A 14,995-nucleotide genomic window follows, 5' to 3' on the forward strand; every position below is an offset into this window, starting at 1 on the left:
CTAGTATCCAGTTTGCATAAGTCAATCAAGAAAATATTCTCTGGCGAAGGGTAGCATTATGCATATGGCGAAAAGTACCGATTCTGAGACGCTGAGCAAGCACATCCGGGACTCCATGCGGGATGACATCCTGTCGGGCCGGTGGGCTCCCGGAGAGAAGCTGCAGCTTGCGGCACTTTCGAAGCACTACCAAACCAGCAGCACGGTGATCCGCGAGGCCCTCACCCGGCTGGTGGGCGACCGCCTGGTGCTCCTGAAGCCAAACCGGGGCTTCTTCGTGCCCACACTCTCGCTGGCGGAACTCAAGGACATCAACGAGCTTCGCTGCAGGTCCGAGGAATTCGGAATCGGTCTGGCCATTGAGCGCGGCGACCTCGCGTGGGAATCAGAGCTCATCGCTGCCCACCACACCCTGGAGCGGACCCCTTACCGGGACGCGTCCGACGCCCAGCTGACCGAGGCCTGGAACCACGCCCACCAGGTGTTCCATGCCAAGCTCCTGGAGGCTTGCGGCGTGCCTGTCCTGATCGATCTTTGCTCAACCCTGTCCGATCTCTCCCAGCTGTACGGCCGCTGGGCCGGCAACGCCACCCGGTACACAAAGCGGGACATCGCCCGGGAGCACCGGGACATCCTGAACGCTGCCTTGCAGCGGGATGCGAAGGCCGCCTCGCGCCTGATCCGGGAACACTACGAGATAACGCTCAACGCCATCCTCAAGTCCGGCATTGACGACGGCACTGCGCAGCACGGAAATGCGCCTGCCAAGGTCTGATTGCCAAACAAAGAAGCCCTCCGGGAACCTCAATGAGGTTCCCGGAGGGCTTCTTTGTGTAACCGTATTTGTGCAACCGTACGGGCGGAACCGGCGTATCGGCGCAGGTCAGTGGCTGCGGAGGCGGTGCAGAATGCGCGCCCGCGCCTCTGCGAAGCGCGGATCGGCCTTGGTTTCCACCTGGTCCCGGTGATCACCAAAACCTGTCTCAATCACGTCCACCACGGTGGCCGGTTTTTCGGCGAGCACGATGACCTTGTCTGCGAGGTACAGGGCCTCATCGATGTCGTGGGTCACCAGGATGATGGTCACGCCCAGGTTGGACTGAAGATCGATCACCAGGTCCTCGAGGTCAAACCTGGTCTGGGCGTCCACGGAGGCAAAGGGCTCGTCCATGAGCAGGACTTTGGCGTTGTAGGCCAGCGCCCTGGCGATCGCCACGCGCTGCTGCATGCCGCCGGACATCTCCCAGGGATATTTGTGGCCCTGCCCGCCCAGTCCCACGGCCGCCAGGTTCTTCGCCGCCGCTTCGTTTCTCTCCTTCTTTCCGACTCCGCGCCCCTGGAGCGGGAACGCGACGTTTTCAAGGGTGGTCATCCACGGCATCAGCGACCGGCTGTAGTCCTGGAACACCACGGCGAGGTCCCGGTGCGGGCCGCTGATGGCCTCCCCGCCCACGCTTACCGTGCCGCTCTTGGGCCTGATCAGACCCGACAGGACCCGTAGCAATGTTGTTTTGCCGACGCCGGAGGGCCCTACGATCGAAACGAACTCGCCGTCGTTCACCTCCAGGTTGAGGTTGTTGAGGATCTTGTTTTCGGCGTCACCAAAGCCGTAACTCATTGTCAGTCCTTGGACCTGGAGCAGTGGCGCCGTCGCTACCTGTTCCTGCTCGGGTGCTGCCTGAACGGCCATGGTGGCTCCTTCTTTCGGATGTTGAATCGTGGGCGTCATTTGGCGCCTGACTTGAAGTACCAGCTCAGGATCCTTCGTTCGAAGACGATAAACAGAAGCGAGAGGATGTAGCCGATGACGCCAACCAGCAGCGCGCCGGCCCAGGTTTCGGGCACCTGGAAGGTGGCGGATGAATTGAGGATGTAGAAGCCGAGGCCCTTGTTGGCGGCAAACAGTTCGCTGACCACCATGACGGTGATGCCGATGGGCAGGGCTACGCGGATGCCGGCAACGATCTGCGGAAGTGCGGCCGGCAGAACCACCCGGCGGAAATGCAGCCCCGCCGGGATGCGGTAGACCTTGGAAAACTTCCGGATGGTGGGCTCCACGCCCAGGACGCCGTCGATCGTGTTCAGCAGCACCGGCCACATGCAGGCGAAAGCGATGGTGTAGATCTTGGGGCCCTGCCCGATGCCGAATGCGCCGATGATCAATGGCACCAGCGCGGCCTGCGGCACCGAACGGAAGAAGTGGATGACAGGGTCAACGATTTCCCGTAGCCGCCGGGTTTCCCCGAGAACCAGCCCGCCGGCGATGCCGACCACCACCGCCAGCAGAAGTCCCGCGCCCAGGTTGGTCAGGCTGTAGCTTGCTCCGGACCCGATGACTCCGTTGGAGAGGTCCCGTCGCAGGCTGAGCAGAATGTCCTCAAGGGACGGAATGAAAATGTTGGTGCTGTTGGCCGACGCGGTCCACCAGATGGCGAAGACGAGGGCGATCAGCCAGGTCCTCTGCAGGACGTTCAGGAGTGCCTTGGCGAAGCGGCTGCGTTCGCGGAACGTGCCGCCGGCCTGCCGTACGCTCGCGTTTTTCGTCGAAACCGTGCCCGGACCGGGCTTCGGGGGTGTTCGGAGTGCTGTCTCAGTCATTGGCTTGCCTGTTCCACTTGAGGATCTTGCCTTCAGCCAGGTTCAGGAGGCCTGCGATGCCCCAGCCCACCAGGCCGGCGAAGAAGAGGTAGGCGAAGGCCTGGTCCCATCGCTGCGCCTGCTGGGCCAGGGTGATCTGCCGTCCGATGCCCGGCGTTTGGCTGAGCACTTCGACACCCACCGACACCAGAATGGCGATCGAGGCGGAGATCCGGATGCCCGTGGAGATGAACGGAGTGGCGCTCGGGAGCAGGATCCGGCGGAACCAGAGCAGCCTGGGAATCTGGAAGGTCCGCGCGGTGTCCACGACCGATGCGTCCATCCGCCGCGCTCCATAGATCGTCTGCACCAGTACCGGCCAGAGGCAGGAAAGCGAGACGACGAAGATTTCCATCTGTGCGGTGGCTCCCAACAGCATGATGACAACCGGCATCAGAGCCAGGACCGGGAAGGACCGGCCGAAGTCAATGAGGATGGATGTGGAGCGGTCCAGCATGGGGACGGAGCCAATGACCAGGCCCAGCACAGTACCGGCAGTCACCGCAATCACCCAGCCGGTGACGGCGGCTGTCATTGTCTGCGCCAGTGATGTCCAGAAAAGCGCGGAGGTGAACGCATTGGCAATGGCCGTGACTATTGCCGGCACCCCGGGAGTCATGGAGGGCAGCGATCCGCTCCAGATAACCAGCTGCCACACCGCCAGGAGTGCGGCGACGGCCAACAGCCGCTGGCTGGTCAGCCCCACATCGAACGCTCGTATTTGTGTCTTCATCTTCGTCTTTCAGTCAGCGTCTCTTGGCCGGCCCGGCTGCTATTTCGCAAAGCGGGGCGCGCCGCTCCAGAGCATGCCCTCCGCCGTCAGCGGGTCTTTGACGAATCCAAGCTTCTCCATGGCGTCAATGCCCGCCTGTCCTGAAGCGAGGTTGATGGCGGTGTTGACCGGAACATAGGCCTTGGGGTTGATCTTGGCGGTATCGACCTGCTTGATGCGCGCCGAGATGGCAACCACGGAGGCAGAGTTCGCCGGGTCCGAGTAGAACTTGGAAGCCTTTTCCATGGCCTCGTTGAACTTCTTGGCGGTGCCGGGGTTGCTCTTGAGCCACGGCTCTGTTGCGGCCCACACTGTGACTGGCATGTTGCCCTGGAATTCGCGGACCGGGCTGGCGATGCTTTTGAACCCTGCATCGACGAGCTGGTGGTAGTAGCTGTCCGCCACGAACGCTGCATCCACCGTTCCCCGCTCGAGGGCGGCCTGCATCCCGGCGTACGGCACGGCGATTTCCGTAATGGATTTCGGTTCGATCCCTGCCGCCATTGCGGCCTGGAGCATCGGAATGTCTCCGCCGGTGTTTACGCCGTTGACGGCAACATTCTTGCCCTTCAGGTCAGCCACCGTCTTGATGGGGCTGTTCTTGGGAATGACAATGCCGGAGTTATCCGCTTTCGGGTCGACCACGCCGTTTCCGGAGATTACCCTGACCGGCATTCCCTTGGCGGTAGCGCTGGTCATGACACCCCATGACGCCGTGGTGATGTCCGCCTGCCCGCTGACGGTTTGCGCCAGGTTCGCGGAGGGATCCGCGCCGGGGACAATCTCAACGGCCAGGCCGGCTTCCTTGAAGTAGCCCTGCTCTTCAGCGACGTAGGCCGTTTCGAAGTGGATGGGGGCCACCACCACCTTGATGGCGGACTTGCCCCCGGACTCGCCGCCGGCGGCCGCCTCGCTGGGCGACCCGCAGGCCGCCAGCGAGAGCAAGGCGAGTCCGGCAACAGCCGGCACCAGGGCTTGCGTGAAGCGGGTGTAAAACGTGGGCTTTTCCATCCAGAATCTCCTCTTTGAGTAGTGGCGCAGGGGCCGGTAACTCTGGCCGCGTTGGGGGTGCGCCACTGTGTTGCTGGGTATTGGCTTGCTGATGGGCTTGCTGCGTCTTAGGGCTGGCCACTCATGGAGTTATCAGCTGACTCGCTTGGCAAGAATGCATAATGTCTTTAAAATATATCCCTAAGTCTATGTTGTGGCAAGGGTCACAGAAAACATAATTGGGCACCGGCGTTCCGAACTGAGCGGACGCAGCGCCGACGGCAGCGCAACGGCCTACAGCCTGGCTGCGCCGGCGTCGGCGCGTTCAGTGGATGCGTTCCGTGCACCGGAAGCGTCCGCCTCCGCGCCGACTTCGCGGTAACGCCGGGGCCAGACGCCCTGTTTTCCGGGCGACAGGATGCCTTTGGGATCCAGCGCGTCCTTCAGGGTCTCCTGGAGCCGGCGGATAGCGTTGTTGTTGTAGTCGAAGCCGTCGGCGATGACGTCCATGTAGTCGACATGGCTGCGGTAGGGTGCGTAGCCATGGCTGCGGGCAGCCGCCAGCAACGCCGAATAGAGCGCCCGTGCGCGTGCCAGCTGCTCCTGGTTGTCGTTTTCGAAGAAAATCATGGTCACGTGCACCATGTGGCGCGGGTAAAGGTGATAGCCGATGTACAGGTCGAAACCGAACCGGCGGTACAGTTCTTTGGCTTCCCGGTAGAACGCCCACACTTCCTCCCCGCGCGCGGGAATGATGGGGGCTGCGTCAATGTGCCCACCGTTTTCCGCCGCCCATGCCACCGTTGACAGCGGCTTGAGTGTGGGCACTCCGGCCATCTGGGTGCGGTCCATGTCGGCAATGTCGTCATAAGCGACCTGCACGCCTTCAGCACCCTCATAGAGCCGGGCTTTGACCGTGAACCCTTCAAGCCCCGCGAAGCGCTCCCGGATGATCTCAAGCCTGCGCTGGGCGAGCCCTTTGTCGCCGTAGATCGCGAACTTGGCGTTCCACTGGCCGATCCCCATCTCCTGGCGCATTTCTTCCACGCGGTCATCCGGAATGGACCCCTCCCCCTGATACCAGCGCGATCGCGGCCCGTTCATGGTGGCCGCCCGAACGACGTTGCCGCAGAGGGCGTTATTCTGGATGACGTCCTCGCGCCGGAGCTGGGTCAGGATGTCCACCAGCTTGGGCATGTCCTCCTCGCGCTCCACCACAACGTCACCGTTGATGTACACGTCCGGCCACGGCATCAGCCATAGGCCGATCTTGGTGACTATGCCGAGATTGGACTGGGTGAAGATACCGTCCAGGGTGGGGCCGAAGCCGCCTTTGAAGATGGGCCCGAGTTCGGTTCCCTCCATGGCCCACATTCCTGTACGCACCAGCTCACCGTCCGGCAGGACCACCTCCATGCCGCAAATGGACTGCACATGGTCCCCCATCGGCGTCATGCCGTAGCCGCGGTCCAGCGCATTGCCAAGGATCGACCCCCACCCGAGGGCGGGAACGGACATCCACAGCTTCAACCCCTTTTCCTGGATGTGTTCGAAAAGGTCAAAGAAAGTGACGCCGGGCTCGATGACGGCGTAGTTAAGGTGGTCGTTCACCTCGAGGATCTTGTTGAGGCGGCTCAGGTCGAGCGCCACCATGCCCCGCGTGCGCGGTTCCGGTCCCCCGTAGCCCAGGTTCTTGCCCTGGGAGAAGGACCACAGCGGAACGCCGGTGCGGTTGGCGAGCCGGACGATGGCCTGGACCTCCGCCACGTCCCCGGGACGCACACCCGGCCACTTGGCGCGTCCGGGGTTCAGCGGGTAGGGATCGATATAACCCTCTTTGGGCGTGGCACGGACAACATTGTCGGCGCCGACAATGGCTTCTGCCTCGTCAAGGAATCTGGCTTGGGCGTCCATTTACGTTCACATCACTTTCGGGAGGGGTTGCCGCCGGAGCGGCGGTAACTGTGGCGCCGTCGTCGGAGCCGTTTCTTTCATCATGACGACCCGGACTGCTCAAGTAAATCGTCGGTTTCTGCTCATGGTTGTCAGTAGAATTGACAATGTGAATATCACGCTCAACCCCTCGATCACGCTGCGCCAGGTCCTCCACTTTGTGGTGGCGGCCGAAACCGGAACCATGAGCGAGGCCGCACGGCGTCTGCACATGGCGCCGTCGGCCATCTCCATGTCCATCGCGGAACTCGAGCGCATCGTCGGGGCGCAACTGTGCATCAAGCGCAAGTCAAAGGGGCTCACCCTGACGTCGACAGGCATCGTGGTGTTTCGTCAAGCGCGCCAATTGCTTGATCTCGCGGACGAGATCGCATCACTTTCCAAAAGGGACAGGACGGATATCCGTGGTCCGCTGACCGTCGGCTGCTTCATGCCCCTGGGACCCACCATCATTCCCCCGATGCTGGCAGACTTTGCGGGCCAATGCCCGCATGTGGAGGTGGACTTCATCGAGGGCTACCACGAGGATCTTCAGGACCGCCTGCTCAATGGCTCCATCGACGCCGCTTTCGTCTACGACATGGACATTTCCCCCGCCCTGAAGACGGCCCCGCTGCTGTCCGTGGAGCCTTACATCCTGCTGCCGGCAGACCATCCCCTGCGCGAGGCGGAGGTGGTCTCGCTCAGGGACGTGGCGGCCAGTCCACTCATTTTCTTCGACGCTCCGCCCATTTCCACGCGCATCCTGGACATGTACCGCGATGCCGGGTTGACTGCGGACATCCGGCACCGCTCACGCAGCTACGCCACGGTCCGGTCCTTGGTGGCGAGCGGCCGTGGCGTTGCTGTGCTCTTCCAGCAACCCATGCTGGACGCGCCATATGAAGAGTTGAAGGTTGTCCTCAAGCGCGTTGCGGAGCCCCGTGTCCACACCCGCGCCCAGGCCACCGTTTCGCTGGCCTGGACGCGGAGCATGCGGCTGAATGCCCGCGCCCAGGCGTGGGTGGATGTCGCCCTCGAACGGTTTGGTCCTCCCGGCTCCTTAGCTGAGCGGCACTAGTCCGACGGCTTCTACGCCGGGGAGCGGGACTTCTACGCCGTCGGGCGTGAGAGCCCGAGGTTGTCACGCAGGGTGGTGCCCTCATACTCGGAGCGGAAGTAGCCGCGGTCCTGGAGCTCAGGGACCAGCTTGTCGCAGATGAGCTTGAAACCGCCCGGGTTGAAGGGAGCATTGAGGTTGAACCCGTCGCAGGCCTTCGACTCGAACCAGTCGACCATGCGGTCAGCCACCTGGGAGGGAGTGCCGGCCATCCATTGGTGTCCTGTGGAACGGGCCAGGTCCACGATCAGCTCGCGCAGCGTCATGCCCATGTCCACGCTCTTCTTGCGGTAGATCTGGTAGCGGCTGCCCAGTTTGGGGTCGTCGGAGAACCACTCGGCCGGGATCGACTCGTCGAACTCCAACTCGGAAAGGTCCATCTTGAGGTCAGCACCCACCTGCTTACGGCCGTTCCCGAGGTGCACGTAGCCGGCCAGCTCGTTGGCGAGCTCCTGCGCTTCCTTCTCGGTGTCGCCGAGTATCGGCAGGATGCCCGGAATGATTTTGACGTCGTCGGGGTTCCGTCCCTTCTCAGCCACCATGTTCTTGAACTTGGTGTAGAACTCGATGGACGGTTCCTTGAACGGCTGTGCGGTATAGATCCCGTCGGCCACGGAGGAACCCAGGTCCATGCCGGGGCCTGAGGATCCCGCCTGGACCAGCACAGGACGTCCCTGCGGCGATCGTGGCATGTTGATGGGTCCCTCAACTTCAAAGAACTCCCCCTTGTGCCGGATTGCTTTGAGCTTGCTCCGGTCCACGTATTCGCCGGATGCCCTATCCACGATGATGGCGTCATCGGACCAGCTGTCCCAGAGGCGCTGCACAACGTCCACGTACTCGGCGGCCCGCCGGTAACGCACAGCCGGGTCGGGAACGTCTTCCACACCGTAATTGCTGAAACCGTCCGACGACGTAACGATGTTCCAGCCGGCCCTGCCGTTGGACATGTGGTCCAGTCCGCATAGCTGCCGGGCAAGGTTATACGGCTCGGAGAAAGAGGTAGACATGGTCCCGATCAGGCCGATGTTCGTTGTCCTGGCGGCCAGCGCTGCAAGCACGGTCATCGGTTCATAGAACCCGTTCATCTTGATGTCGCCGCGCATGACTGTGTTGGCGTGGACGATGTCGCCGAAAAATACGGCGTCAAGTTTTGCGGCCTCGGCCATGGCGGTCAGGTCTGCCACGAAGTCCAGGTTGCCCAGTTCTTCGGCCCGGCTTCCTTCCATCCGCCAACTGTCCTTGTGGTACCCCGCCGGCAGCATGAAGGTGGTGAGCACCATGTGATTCTTAGGCTTCATCGCCTGGTTCCTTTCGTGATGTGCGCCATTCGGAGCGCGTCGCTGCCTCCAGCATGGCAGTCGGCTTCTTACACGTAAATGGTGAAGTTTCAGTGCAATAACGTCAGTAAAACTGACAATGGTGGTTGTCTGAAGACTAAGGCGATAAGGCTGGAGGTGCACAGCCGCAGAGGGGCGTAGGCGCCGCTGCGGGTGAGCGGGTGCGGGAATGCTTACACTGCGTCGAGCTTGAGGCGTGAGCCCTCACGCGTCAGGCGCACCGCTGCAAGACCCGCTGCGAGTACGACGATCCAGAACGCTGCCACCATCCATACGCCGCCGCCGGCTGCGAGAACCAGGCCTGTGGCGATCATTGGGGTAAAGCCCGCCCCGATCATGGAGGCTCCCTGGTAGGACAGGGACGCCCCCGTGTAACGGACCCCGGTGGGGAACTGTTCGGAGATGTAAGCGCCGATGGGTCCGGCGAGCGCCCCCTGGACCAGCCCGTTGCCAATCACCACTGCGACCGCGAAGCCCCACAGGGTCCCGTTGGTCAGCAGCATGATCAGGGGAAAGGCCAGAAGGATGGCCGCCACCCCAGCGCCGGCGAGGACAGCGCGCCGCCCAATCCGGTCACTAAGGCGTGCTGAATAGAAGCAGACCGCCACCGTCACCACGGCGGCAACGCCTTTCCAGTTGAGGACGCCGGAACGGTCCACGCCGCTTCCCACAGCCATGGAGACGCCCCATACGGTCAGCAGTCCCTGGCAGGCGTAGAATCCCAGCGTTGCCACGAGGGTGACCAGGACAAGCCGCGGATGGTGGCGGAGCACCTCCATCAAAGGCGGGTGCTTGATTTTGGCGGCTTCGGCGTCGAGCTTCTGGAAGACGGGAGTCTCGGCCACCCTGAGGCGGATGATCATGCCGATTAGGATCAGCACGGCGCTGAGCAGGAACGGTATCCGCCAGCCCCAGACCAGGAACTGGTCGCCGGTCAGGGCGGAAACGGCGGAAACCGCAAGTGTGGCCAGCAGCCCGCCGGCTGGCCCGCCGGCATTGGCGAACGCTGCGGCGAGGCCGCGCTTTTTCGCAGGGGCATGCTCCAACGCCATCAACGTGGCGCCGCCCCACTCCCCGCCGACGGCAATGCCTTGGATGATGCGCAGGAGGACCAGCACAATTGGCGCCGCAACACCTATCTGTGCAGTGGTGGGCAGGAGCCCGATCAGGACGGTGGCGCCGCCCATCATGAGCATCGACAGCACCAGCATCTGCTTCCGGCCCAGGCGGTCGCCGAAGTGACCGAAGACAATGCCGCCCAGCGGCCGGGCGACGTATCCCGCCGCAAGCGTTGCGAAGGAGGCAAACAGGGAAAGACCAGGGCCGAGGTTCGCAAAGAAAACGCGATCAAACACCAAGGATGCAGCCGTGGCGTAAAGGATGAAGTCGTAGTACTCGATGATGCTGCCAATGAGGCTGGAGCCCAGGATACGGCGCATGTCCTTGGTGTTCAGTGAGTCGGCCGCGGGTGATTGCCTGCTCGACGGCAGATCCACCGGCTTCTGGCCTCCCCTCGGGGCGGTTTTCGGGTTCAACATGATCTCTTTTCGAAAGCTGTGAGAGTTCGGTGACCGACGGCGTTGTTGGTCACGTCCCGAAGCGACCCGTTCATTCGCTCTTCCAAGCATGGCGCAGATCACAGTAGAAGACCAACGGATTAAGCATAACCGTGGTGAAAGTGTTTAATTTGCGCCGCCGAGGGTCCGGGACCTGGACAATTAAGTCTTCGGAGCGCCTCAGCGGTGGAGGCTGCTAAGGGACCGGCGGTCGACTGGAGCGAGCCCGAACTTGCGAAAATCCAGGGGGCGGTATTCGCTCCACATGTTGTACCAGTTCTCGTCCTCGCCCCAGACAACCGGAGGACGGGCGTCATCGTAAATCTGTTCCAGGTCCGTATAAAGCTCGACGACGGCCCCCGAGGCCTCCACGAAGTAGGCGGCGATGTTATGGCCGGCCCCGTGACGGACCGGGCCCCAGATCAGGTCCCGGCCCAGTTTGTTCAGCCGGTCACCAAGCTTGCCGAGATCAGCAATACTCTGTGTCTGCCACGCATGGTGGTGCAGGGTTCCTTCCCCGCGGACCAGGGCGATACCGTGGTGATCCGGGTTGCACCGCATGAAATAGGCAAAGTCGTCGCCGATGACGTCCGAGAGGCGGAAGTCCAGGACCCTGTGCAGGAACCGCATCATGCCGCCGACGTTCCGGGGGTGGAAGTTCACATGCCCGTAGCGGTCGGGACCGAAGGACTGTTGAAGGGCTACGTCCTCCTGCATGCCCACGTAGATTTCGAACACGAAACCCTCGGGCCCAATAAACGAAAATCCGTCGTCGATACCAACACCGCGGGGCTTGTTGCTGAGGATCGTGAAGTTTTCGTCCTCCACACGCCGGCGGATCTCGCGCAGCGCGTCCCCATTCGCTGCTACCAGGCCAAAGCCATCCACGCCGTTGACGTCGGACTCAATGTAAACGAGTTCGTGGTGGACATTGCCGGCGGCGAGGTACACGGCATCGGAGGTCCGCTCCGTTTCACGAAGTCCAAGGATCTGCGTCGCGTCAAAAACGGAGCTCCTGAGGTCCGTTGTCTGAATACTTACGTGGCCCATGGCGCTGATCAATCCCCAAGACATCCTTGTCTCCTTCTCGTTGTACGGCTCCTTCAGATGCCGTTACCCACGGATCTGTGACTAAGAAAACACTATCGTATTAAGAATCGATTATCTAGAAAAAAAGCAAAATATGCCGCCAGCCTGCACTGTCCGTCGCACGTGACGAGGTCTCCGCACCGGAGCTGGTGCCCCGAACCTTCCGCACGCCGAACCCCAGCGGTAGCCTGAAAAGCACATGACGGGCCGCGCCCACACCTCCGGCAGCGCCCGCCGGCTCCGACGGCACCGGCTCCTGCAGCGCCCACCGGCTCCGACCCGCCATCGGGAACGGGAGATTCCTATGTCTGAACTTGCACAGGGCAGGGAAGCCTACGCCGAGCGGCGCTGGCCGGACGCCGTCGGCCAGTACACCTCTGCTGGGCGTGACACTGAACTGCCGGCCAGCGATCTGGAACAGCTGGCCACCTCCGTCATCCTCACCGGCGGGCCCGACGGCGTGGACATCCTGGCGCGGGCGCACCTGAAGTACCTCGCCGACGGCGACTACGCCGCCGCCGCCCGCTGCGCCGTCTGGACAGGCCTCAATCTCATGATGCAGGGCGAACCGGCCCGTGCTACCGGCTGGATTGCCCGGGCCCGCCGCATCGTCGAGGACCTGCCCGAACCCTGTCCCTCCGAGGGCCTGCTGTTCGTCCCCGCCGGGCTCGGCGCCCTCTACCAGGGCGACGGCACAGCCGCCGCGGAAGCCTTTACCCGCGCCGGCGAACTCGGACGGCAACGCGGCGATGCGGATGCTGCGGCCCTCGGCGTGCTGGGGCTCGGCCAGGCGCAGATCATGCTCGGCCGGCTCAACGACGGCCTGGCCCTGCTGGATGAGGCGATGGTGGCCGTCACAGTCGGTGAGATCTCCCCTATCCCCGCCGGGATCATCTACTGTGCGGTGATCGAGACCTGCCACCTGGCGTTCGACCTGCGCCGGGCCCACGAGTGGACCCGCGCGCTGGACCGGTGGTGCCAAGAGCAGCAGAACCTGGTGGCATTCAGCGGGCAGTGCCAGATGCACCGGGCCGAGCTCTACCGGCTGCACGGTGCCTGGTCCGAGGCGATCGATGCGGCCAAAACAGCGCAGGACCTCGCCTTCCGCGGCGACCGGATGGCCATGTACGGCGGATTCTATGAGCAGGGTGAAATCCACCGGCTCCTCGGCCATTTCGACGCCGCCGAGGCCGCCTACCTTCATGCCCTTGAAACCGGATTCCCGCCGCAGCCCGGGCTGGCGCTCCTCCGCCTGGCCCAGGGCAGGCCGGACCAGGCACAGACCCTGCTGCGGCAGGCCATGAACAGCGTGGACCCCGGGTACCGCCGCCGGATGCTCGCCGCCCGGGTGGAGATCGAACTCGCCGCCGGCGACGCCGAGGCGGCACGGGCCGCCATGGAGGAGCTGGCCTCGCTCTGCGCGTCCATCGACATGCCCATGCTGCACGCCCTGGCCGACCAATCCCGGGCCGCCCTGCTATTCCACGACGGCGACGCCGAGGGCGCGCTGGCCCTGCTCCGCCGTGCCTGGTCCCGCTGGCTCAGCCTCGACGTACCGTTCGAAGCCGCCCGCTGCCGCGCCCTGCTGGCCAGCCTGTGCGCCGCGCTCGGCGATGAGGAGTCCGCCCGGACGGAGCGTGAGGCGGCACGGGCAGTATTTGTCGAGCTGGGCGCCGCGCCGGCGCTGTTGGGGCTTGAGCAGTCGGCCCCCACTTCGCCGGACGCCCCGGCAGCCGCTCGCGCAGGTTCCGCGGACAACGGCGACATTCCCGCCGCAGGGCCGCTCACCGCCCGCGAAACGGAAGTCCTGCGGCTGGTCGCCGCCGGAATGAGCAACCGGGACATCGCCGCCGAGCTGTTCATCAGCGAGAAAACGGTGGCCCGGCACGTCAGCAATATCTACATCAAGCTGGGCCTGAGCTCCCGGGCCGCGGCCACGGCGTACGCCTACCGGCACGGACTCACCTGATCTCATTCCCTGCATAAAACCACCCATTCCCGCGGGCCAAATGTTGCGGTCGGAAATGGGTGATTCGCCCGATTCGCCGCGCCACTGCGAAAAATAGCTTTAGTGGCATGAACGTTTCAGTGCTCGCAGGAATGGTGTCCACCGGCCTCTTCGCGGTGAGCTACCTGCCCATGCTGCTCAAGGCCCTCCGCACGCGGAACCTTGACTCCTACAGCCTCGGCTACCTCGCGCTGAGCAACGTGGCCAACGCCGTGCATTCCGTCTACGTCTTCAGCCTCCCGCTGGGGCCGATCTGGCTGCTGCACTGCTTCTACGCCGCGGCGTCCGCGCTGCTGCTCATCTGGTTCCTGCGCTTCCGCAGCGTTCATGACCCCGCAACCGCACATGCATCAGCAAGGAGGAACCACCATGAATACCACCCCAGCAACTGACACCGGCGGCGCCACCAGCAGCGCCGCCAGCACTGCCGCCGTCGACACCGTCATCATCGGCGCCGGACAGGCCGGCCTGGCACTGGGCTACTACCTGGCGCAGCAGCACCGGGACTTTGTCATCCTCGACGCCGGCACACGGGTTGGCGACGCGTGGCGCACCCGCTGGGACTCACTGCGCCTGTTCACCCCCGCCAAGTACGATGGCCTGCCCGGCCTGCACTTCCCCGGCGATCCTCTCGCTTTCCCCACCAAGGATGAGCAGGCGGCCTACCTCGAGGACTACGCGTCCCGCTTCCACCTGCCGGTCCGGCCCAACACGGCCGTCACCCGCGTGAGCCACGCCGGGCAGCGGTTCCAGGTCACTGCCGGCGCGCAGCGCTGGACGGCGGCGAACGTCGTCCTCGCCACCGGATCCTGCCACCTGCCCAAGACGCCGAGCTTTGCCGCGGAACTGCCATCCGGCGTCGTACAGCTCCACTCCCACCACTACAAGAGCCCGGCCCAGCTCCAGCCCGGCCCGGCGCTGGTGGTGGGCGTGGGCAACTCCGGCGCGGAGATCGCCCTGGAGACCAGCCGCACCCACGAAACCTGGCTGGCCGGCAAGCCCAGTGCCGAGATGCCGTTCCGGCACGGCAGGACTGCGGCCCGGTTCGTCCTCCCGGTGGTCCGGTTCGCCGGGATGCACGTGCTGAACACCAACACGCCGGTCGGGCGCAAGGTGCTGCCCAAGCTGGCGGGCATGGGCAGGCCGCTGATCCGCACCAAGACCGCGGACCTCCGCGCCGCCGGCGTCCACCTGGCGACGCGGGCCTCCGGAGTCCGGGACGGCGAGATAGTGCTCGACGACGGGCGGAGGCTTCCGGCGGCAAACGTCATCTGGTGCACCGGCTTCACGGACGACTATCCGTGGCTGGACATCCCGGCCCTGCCCGCGGACTGGCGGGAGCGGCAGCACCGCGGGATCGTGGACGCACAGCCCGGGCTGTACCTACTGGGCAAGGACCTCCTCTTCGCGGCAGCCTCGGAAACCCTCCCCGGCGTGTGCCGGGACGCCAAATACCTCGCGAAGCAGCTGGCCGCCACGTGGGCACCGCTGACTGAACCGACGGCCCCGGCCGGGCTCGCGGCGTGATGGCAGCGCGAACGGATCCTTCTA

13 protein-coding genes are annotated in these 14,995 nt (G+C 64.0%); 5 read left to right on the forward strand and 8 right to left on the reverse strand.

Features of this window, described 5'->3' with window-relative positions:
* Positions 1-64: 64 nt before the first annotated feature.
* Positions 65-775: a GntR family transcriptional regulator gene (locus J7I85_RS07335; protein WP_214848838.1), complete on the forward strand. Its 711-nt coding sequence runs from the start codon at positions 65-67 to the stop codon at positions 773-775.
* Positions 776-883: 108 nt separating this feature from the next.
* Here J7I85_RS07335 and J7I85_RS07340 read toward each other — a convergent pair whose 3' ends face one another.
* From J7I85_RS07340 to J7I85_RS07360, 5 genes are all read right to left on the reverse strand, one after another.
* Positions 884-1,690: an ABC transporter ATP-binding protein gene (locus J7I85_RS07340; RefSeq protein WP_251024038.1), complete on the reverse strand. Its 807-nt coding sequence runs from the start codon at positions 1,688-1,690 to the stop codon at positions 884-886.
* 35 nt (positions 1,691-1,725) lie between these two features.
* Positions 1,726-2,598, reverse strand: a complete 873-nt coding sequence (locus J7I85_RS07345) for an ABC transporter permease (RefSeq protein WP_214848843.1) — start codon at positions 2,596-2,598, stop codon at positions 1,726-1,728.
* The gene (locus tag J7I85_RS07350; protein WP_214848846.1) at positions 2,591-3,370 is read right to left on the reverse strand and encodes an ABC transporter permease; all 780 of its coding nucleotides are present in this window, start codon (positions 3,368-3,370) and stop codon (positions 2,591-2,593) included. The genes J7I85_RS07345 and J7I85_RS07350 overlap by 8 nt, the downstream gene beginning before the upstream one ends.
* Before the next feature lie 39 nt (positions 3,371-3,409).
* Positions 3,410-4,420: an ABC transporter substrate-binding protein gene (locus tag J7I85_RS07355; RefSeq protein WP_214848848.1), complete on the reverse strand. Its 1,011-nt coding sequence runs from the start codon at positions 4,418-4,420 to the stop codon at positions 3,410-3,412.
* Positions 4,421-4,693: 273 nt separating this feature from the next.
* Positions 4,694-6,313 carry an FAD-binding oxidoreductase gene (locus J7I85_RS07360; protein WP_214848851.1) on the reverse strand — a complete coding sequence of 540 codons (1,620 nt, stop codon included), beginning with the start codon at positions 6,311-6,313 and terminating at the stop codon, positions 4,694-4,696.
* Between the two features lie 148 nt (positions 6,314-6,461).
* Here J7I85_RS07360 and J7I85_RS07365 point away from each other — a divergent pair, with 148 nt between their 5' ends.
* A complete protein-coding gene (locus tag J7I85_RS07365; protein ID WP_214848855.1) occupies positions 6,462-7,412 on the forward strand; it encodes a LysR family transcriptional regulator in 951 nt (316 codons plus the stop codon).
* A 32-nt stretch (positions 7,413-7,444) separates the two neighbouring features.
* On the opposite strand, the gene J7I85_RS07370 is transcribed toward J7I85_RS07365, so the two are convergent.
* From J7I85_RS07370 to J7I85_RS07380, 3 genes are all read right to left on the reverse strand, one after another.
* The gene (locus tag J7I85_RS07370) at positions 7,445-8,752 is read right to left on the reverse strand and encodes an NtaA/DmoA family FMN-dependent monooxygenase (RefSeq protein ID WP_214848859.1); all 1,308 of its coding nucleotides are present in this window, start codon (positions 8,750-8,752) and stop codon (positions 7,445-7,447) included.
* Between the two features lie 212 nt (positions 8,753-8,964).
* Positions 8,965-10,329, reverse strand: coding sequence for an MFS transporter (locus tag J7I85_RS07375; protein WP_214848863.1), 1,365 nt, complete (start codon positions 10,327-10,329; stop codon positions 8,965-8,967).
* Between the two features lie 198 nt (positions 10,330-10,527).
* A complete protein-coding gene (locus tag J7I85_RS07380; protein WP_214848870.1) occupies positions 10,528-11,421 on the reverse strand; it encodes a VOC family protein in 894 nt (297 codons plus the stop codon).
* 319 nt (positions 11,422-11,740) lie between these two features.
* Between J7I85_RS07380 and J7I85_RS24935 the strand changes: the two genes are divergently transcribed.
* The 3 genes from J7I85_RS24935 to J7I85_RS07395 all read left to right on the forward strand — a co-directional run bounded on the left by J7I85_RS24935 (position 11,741) and on the right by J7I85_RS07395 (position 14,971).
* The gene (locus tag J7I85_RS24935; protein ID WP_251024039.1) at positions 11,741-13,405 is read left to right on the forward strand and encodes a LuxR C-terminal-related transcriptional regulator; all 1,665 of its coding nucleotides are present in this window, start codon (positions 11,741-11,743) and stop codon (positions 13,403-13,405) included.
* Positions 13,406-13,512: 107 nt separating this feature from the next.
* On the forward strand, positions 13,513-13,836 hold the full coding sequence (locus tag J7I85_RS07390) for a hypothetical protein (protein ID WP_214848873.1): 324 nt from the start codon (positions 13,513-13,515) through the stop codon (positions 13,834-13,836).
* Positions 13,814-14,971 (forward strand): NAD(P)/FAD-dependent oxidoreductase, encoded by a 1,158-nt coding sequence (locus J7I85_RS07395; RefSeq protein WP_214848875.1) that lies wholly within the window; start codon positions 13,814-13,816, stop codon positions 14,969-14,971. The genes J7I85_RS07390 and J7I85_RS07395 overlap by 23 nt, the downstream gene beginning before the upstream one ends.
* Positions 14,972-14,995: the final 24 nt, after the last annotated feature.

The organism is Arthrobacter sp. ISL-65, from assembly GCF_018613795.1.
GTDB lineage: Bacteria > Actinomycetota > Actinomycetes > Actinomycetales > Micrococcaceae > Arthrobacter.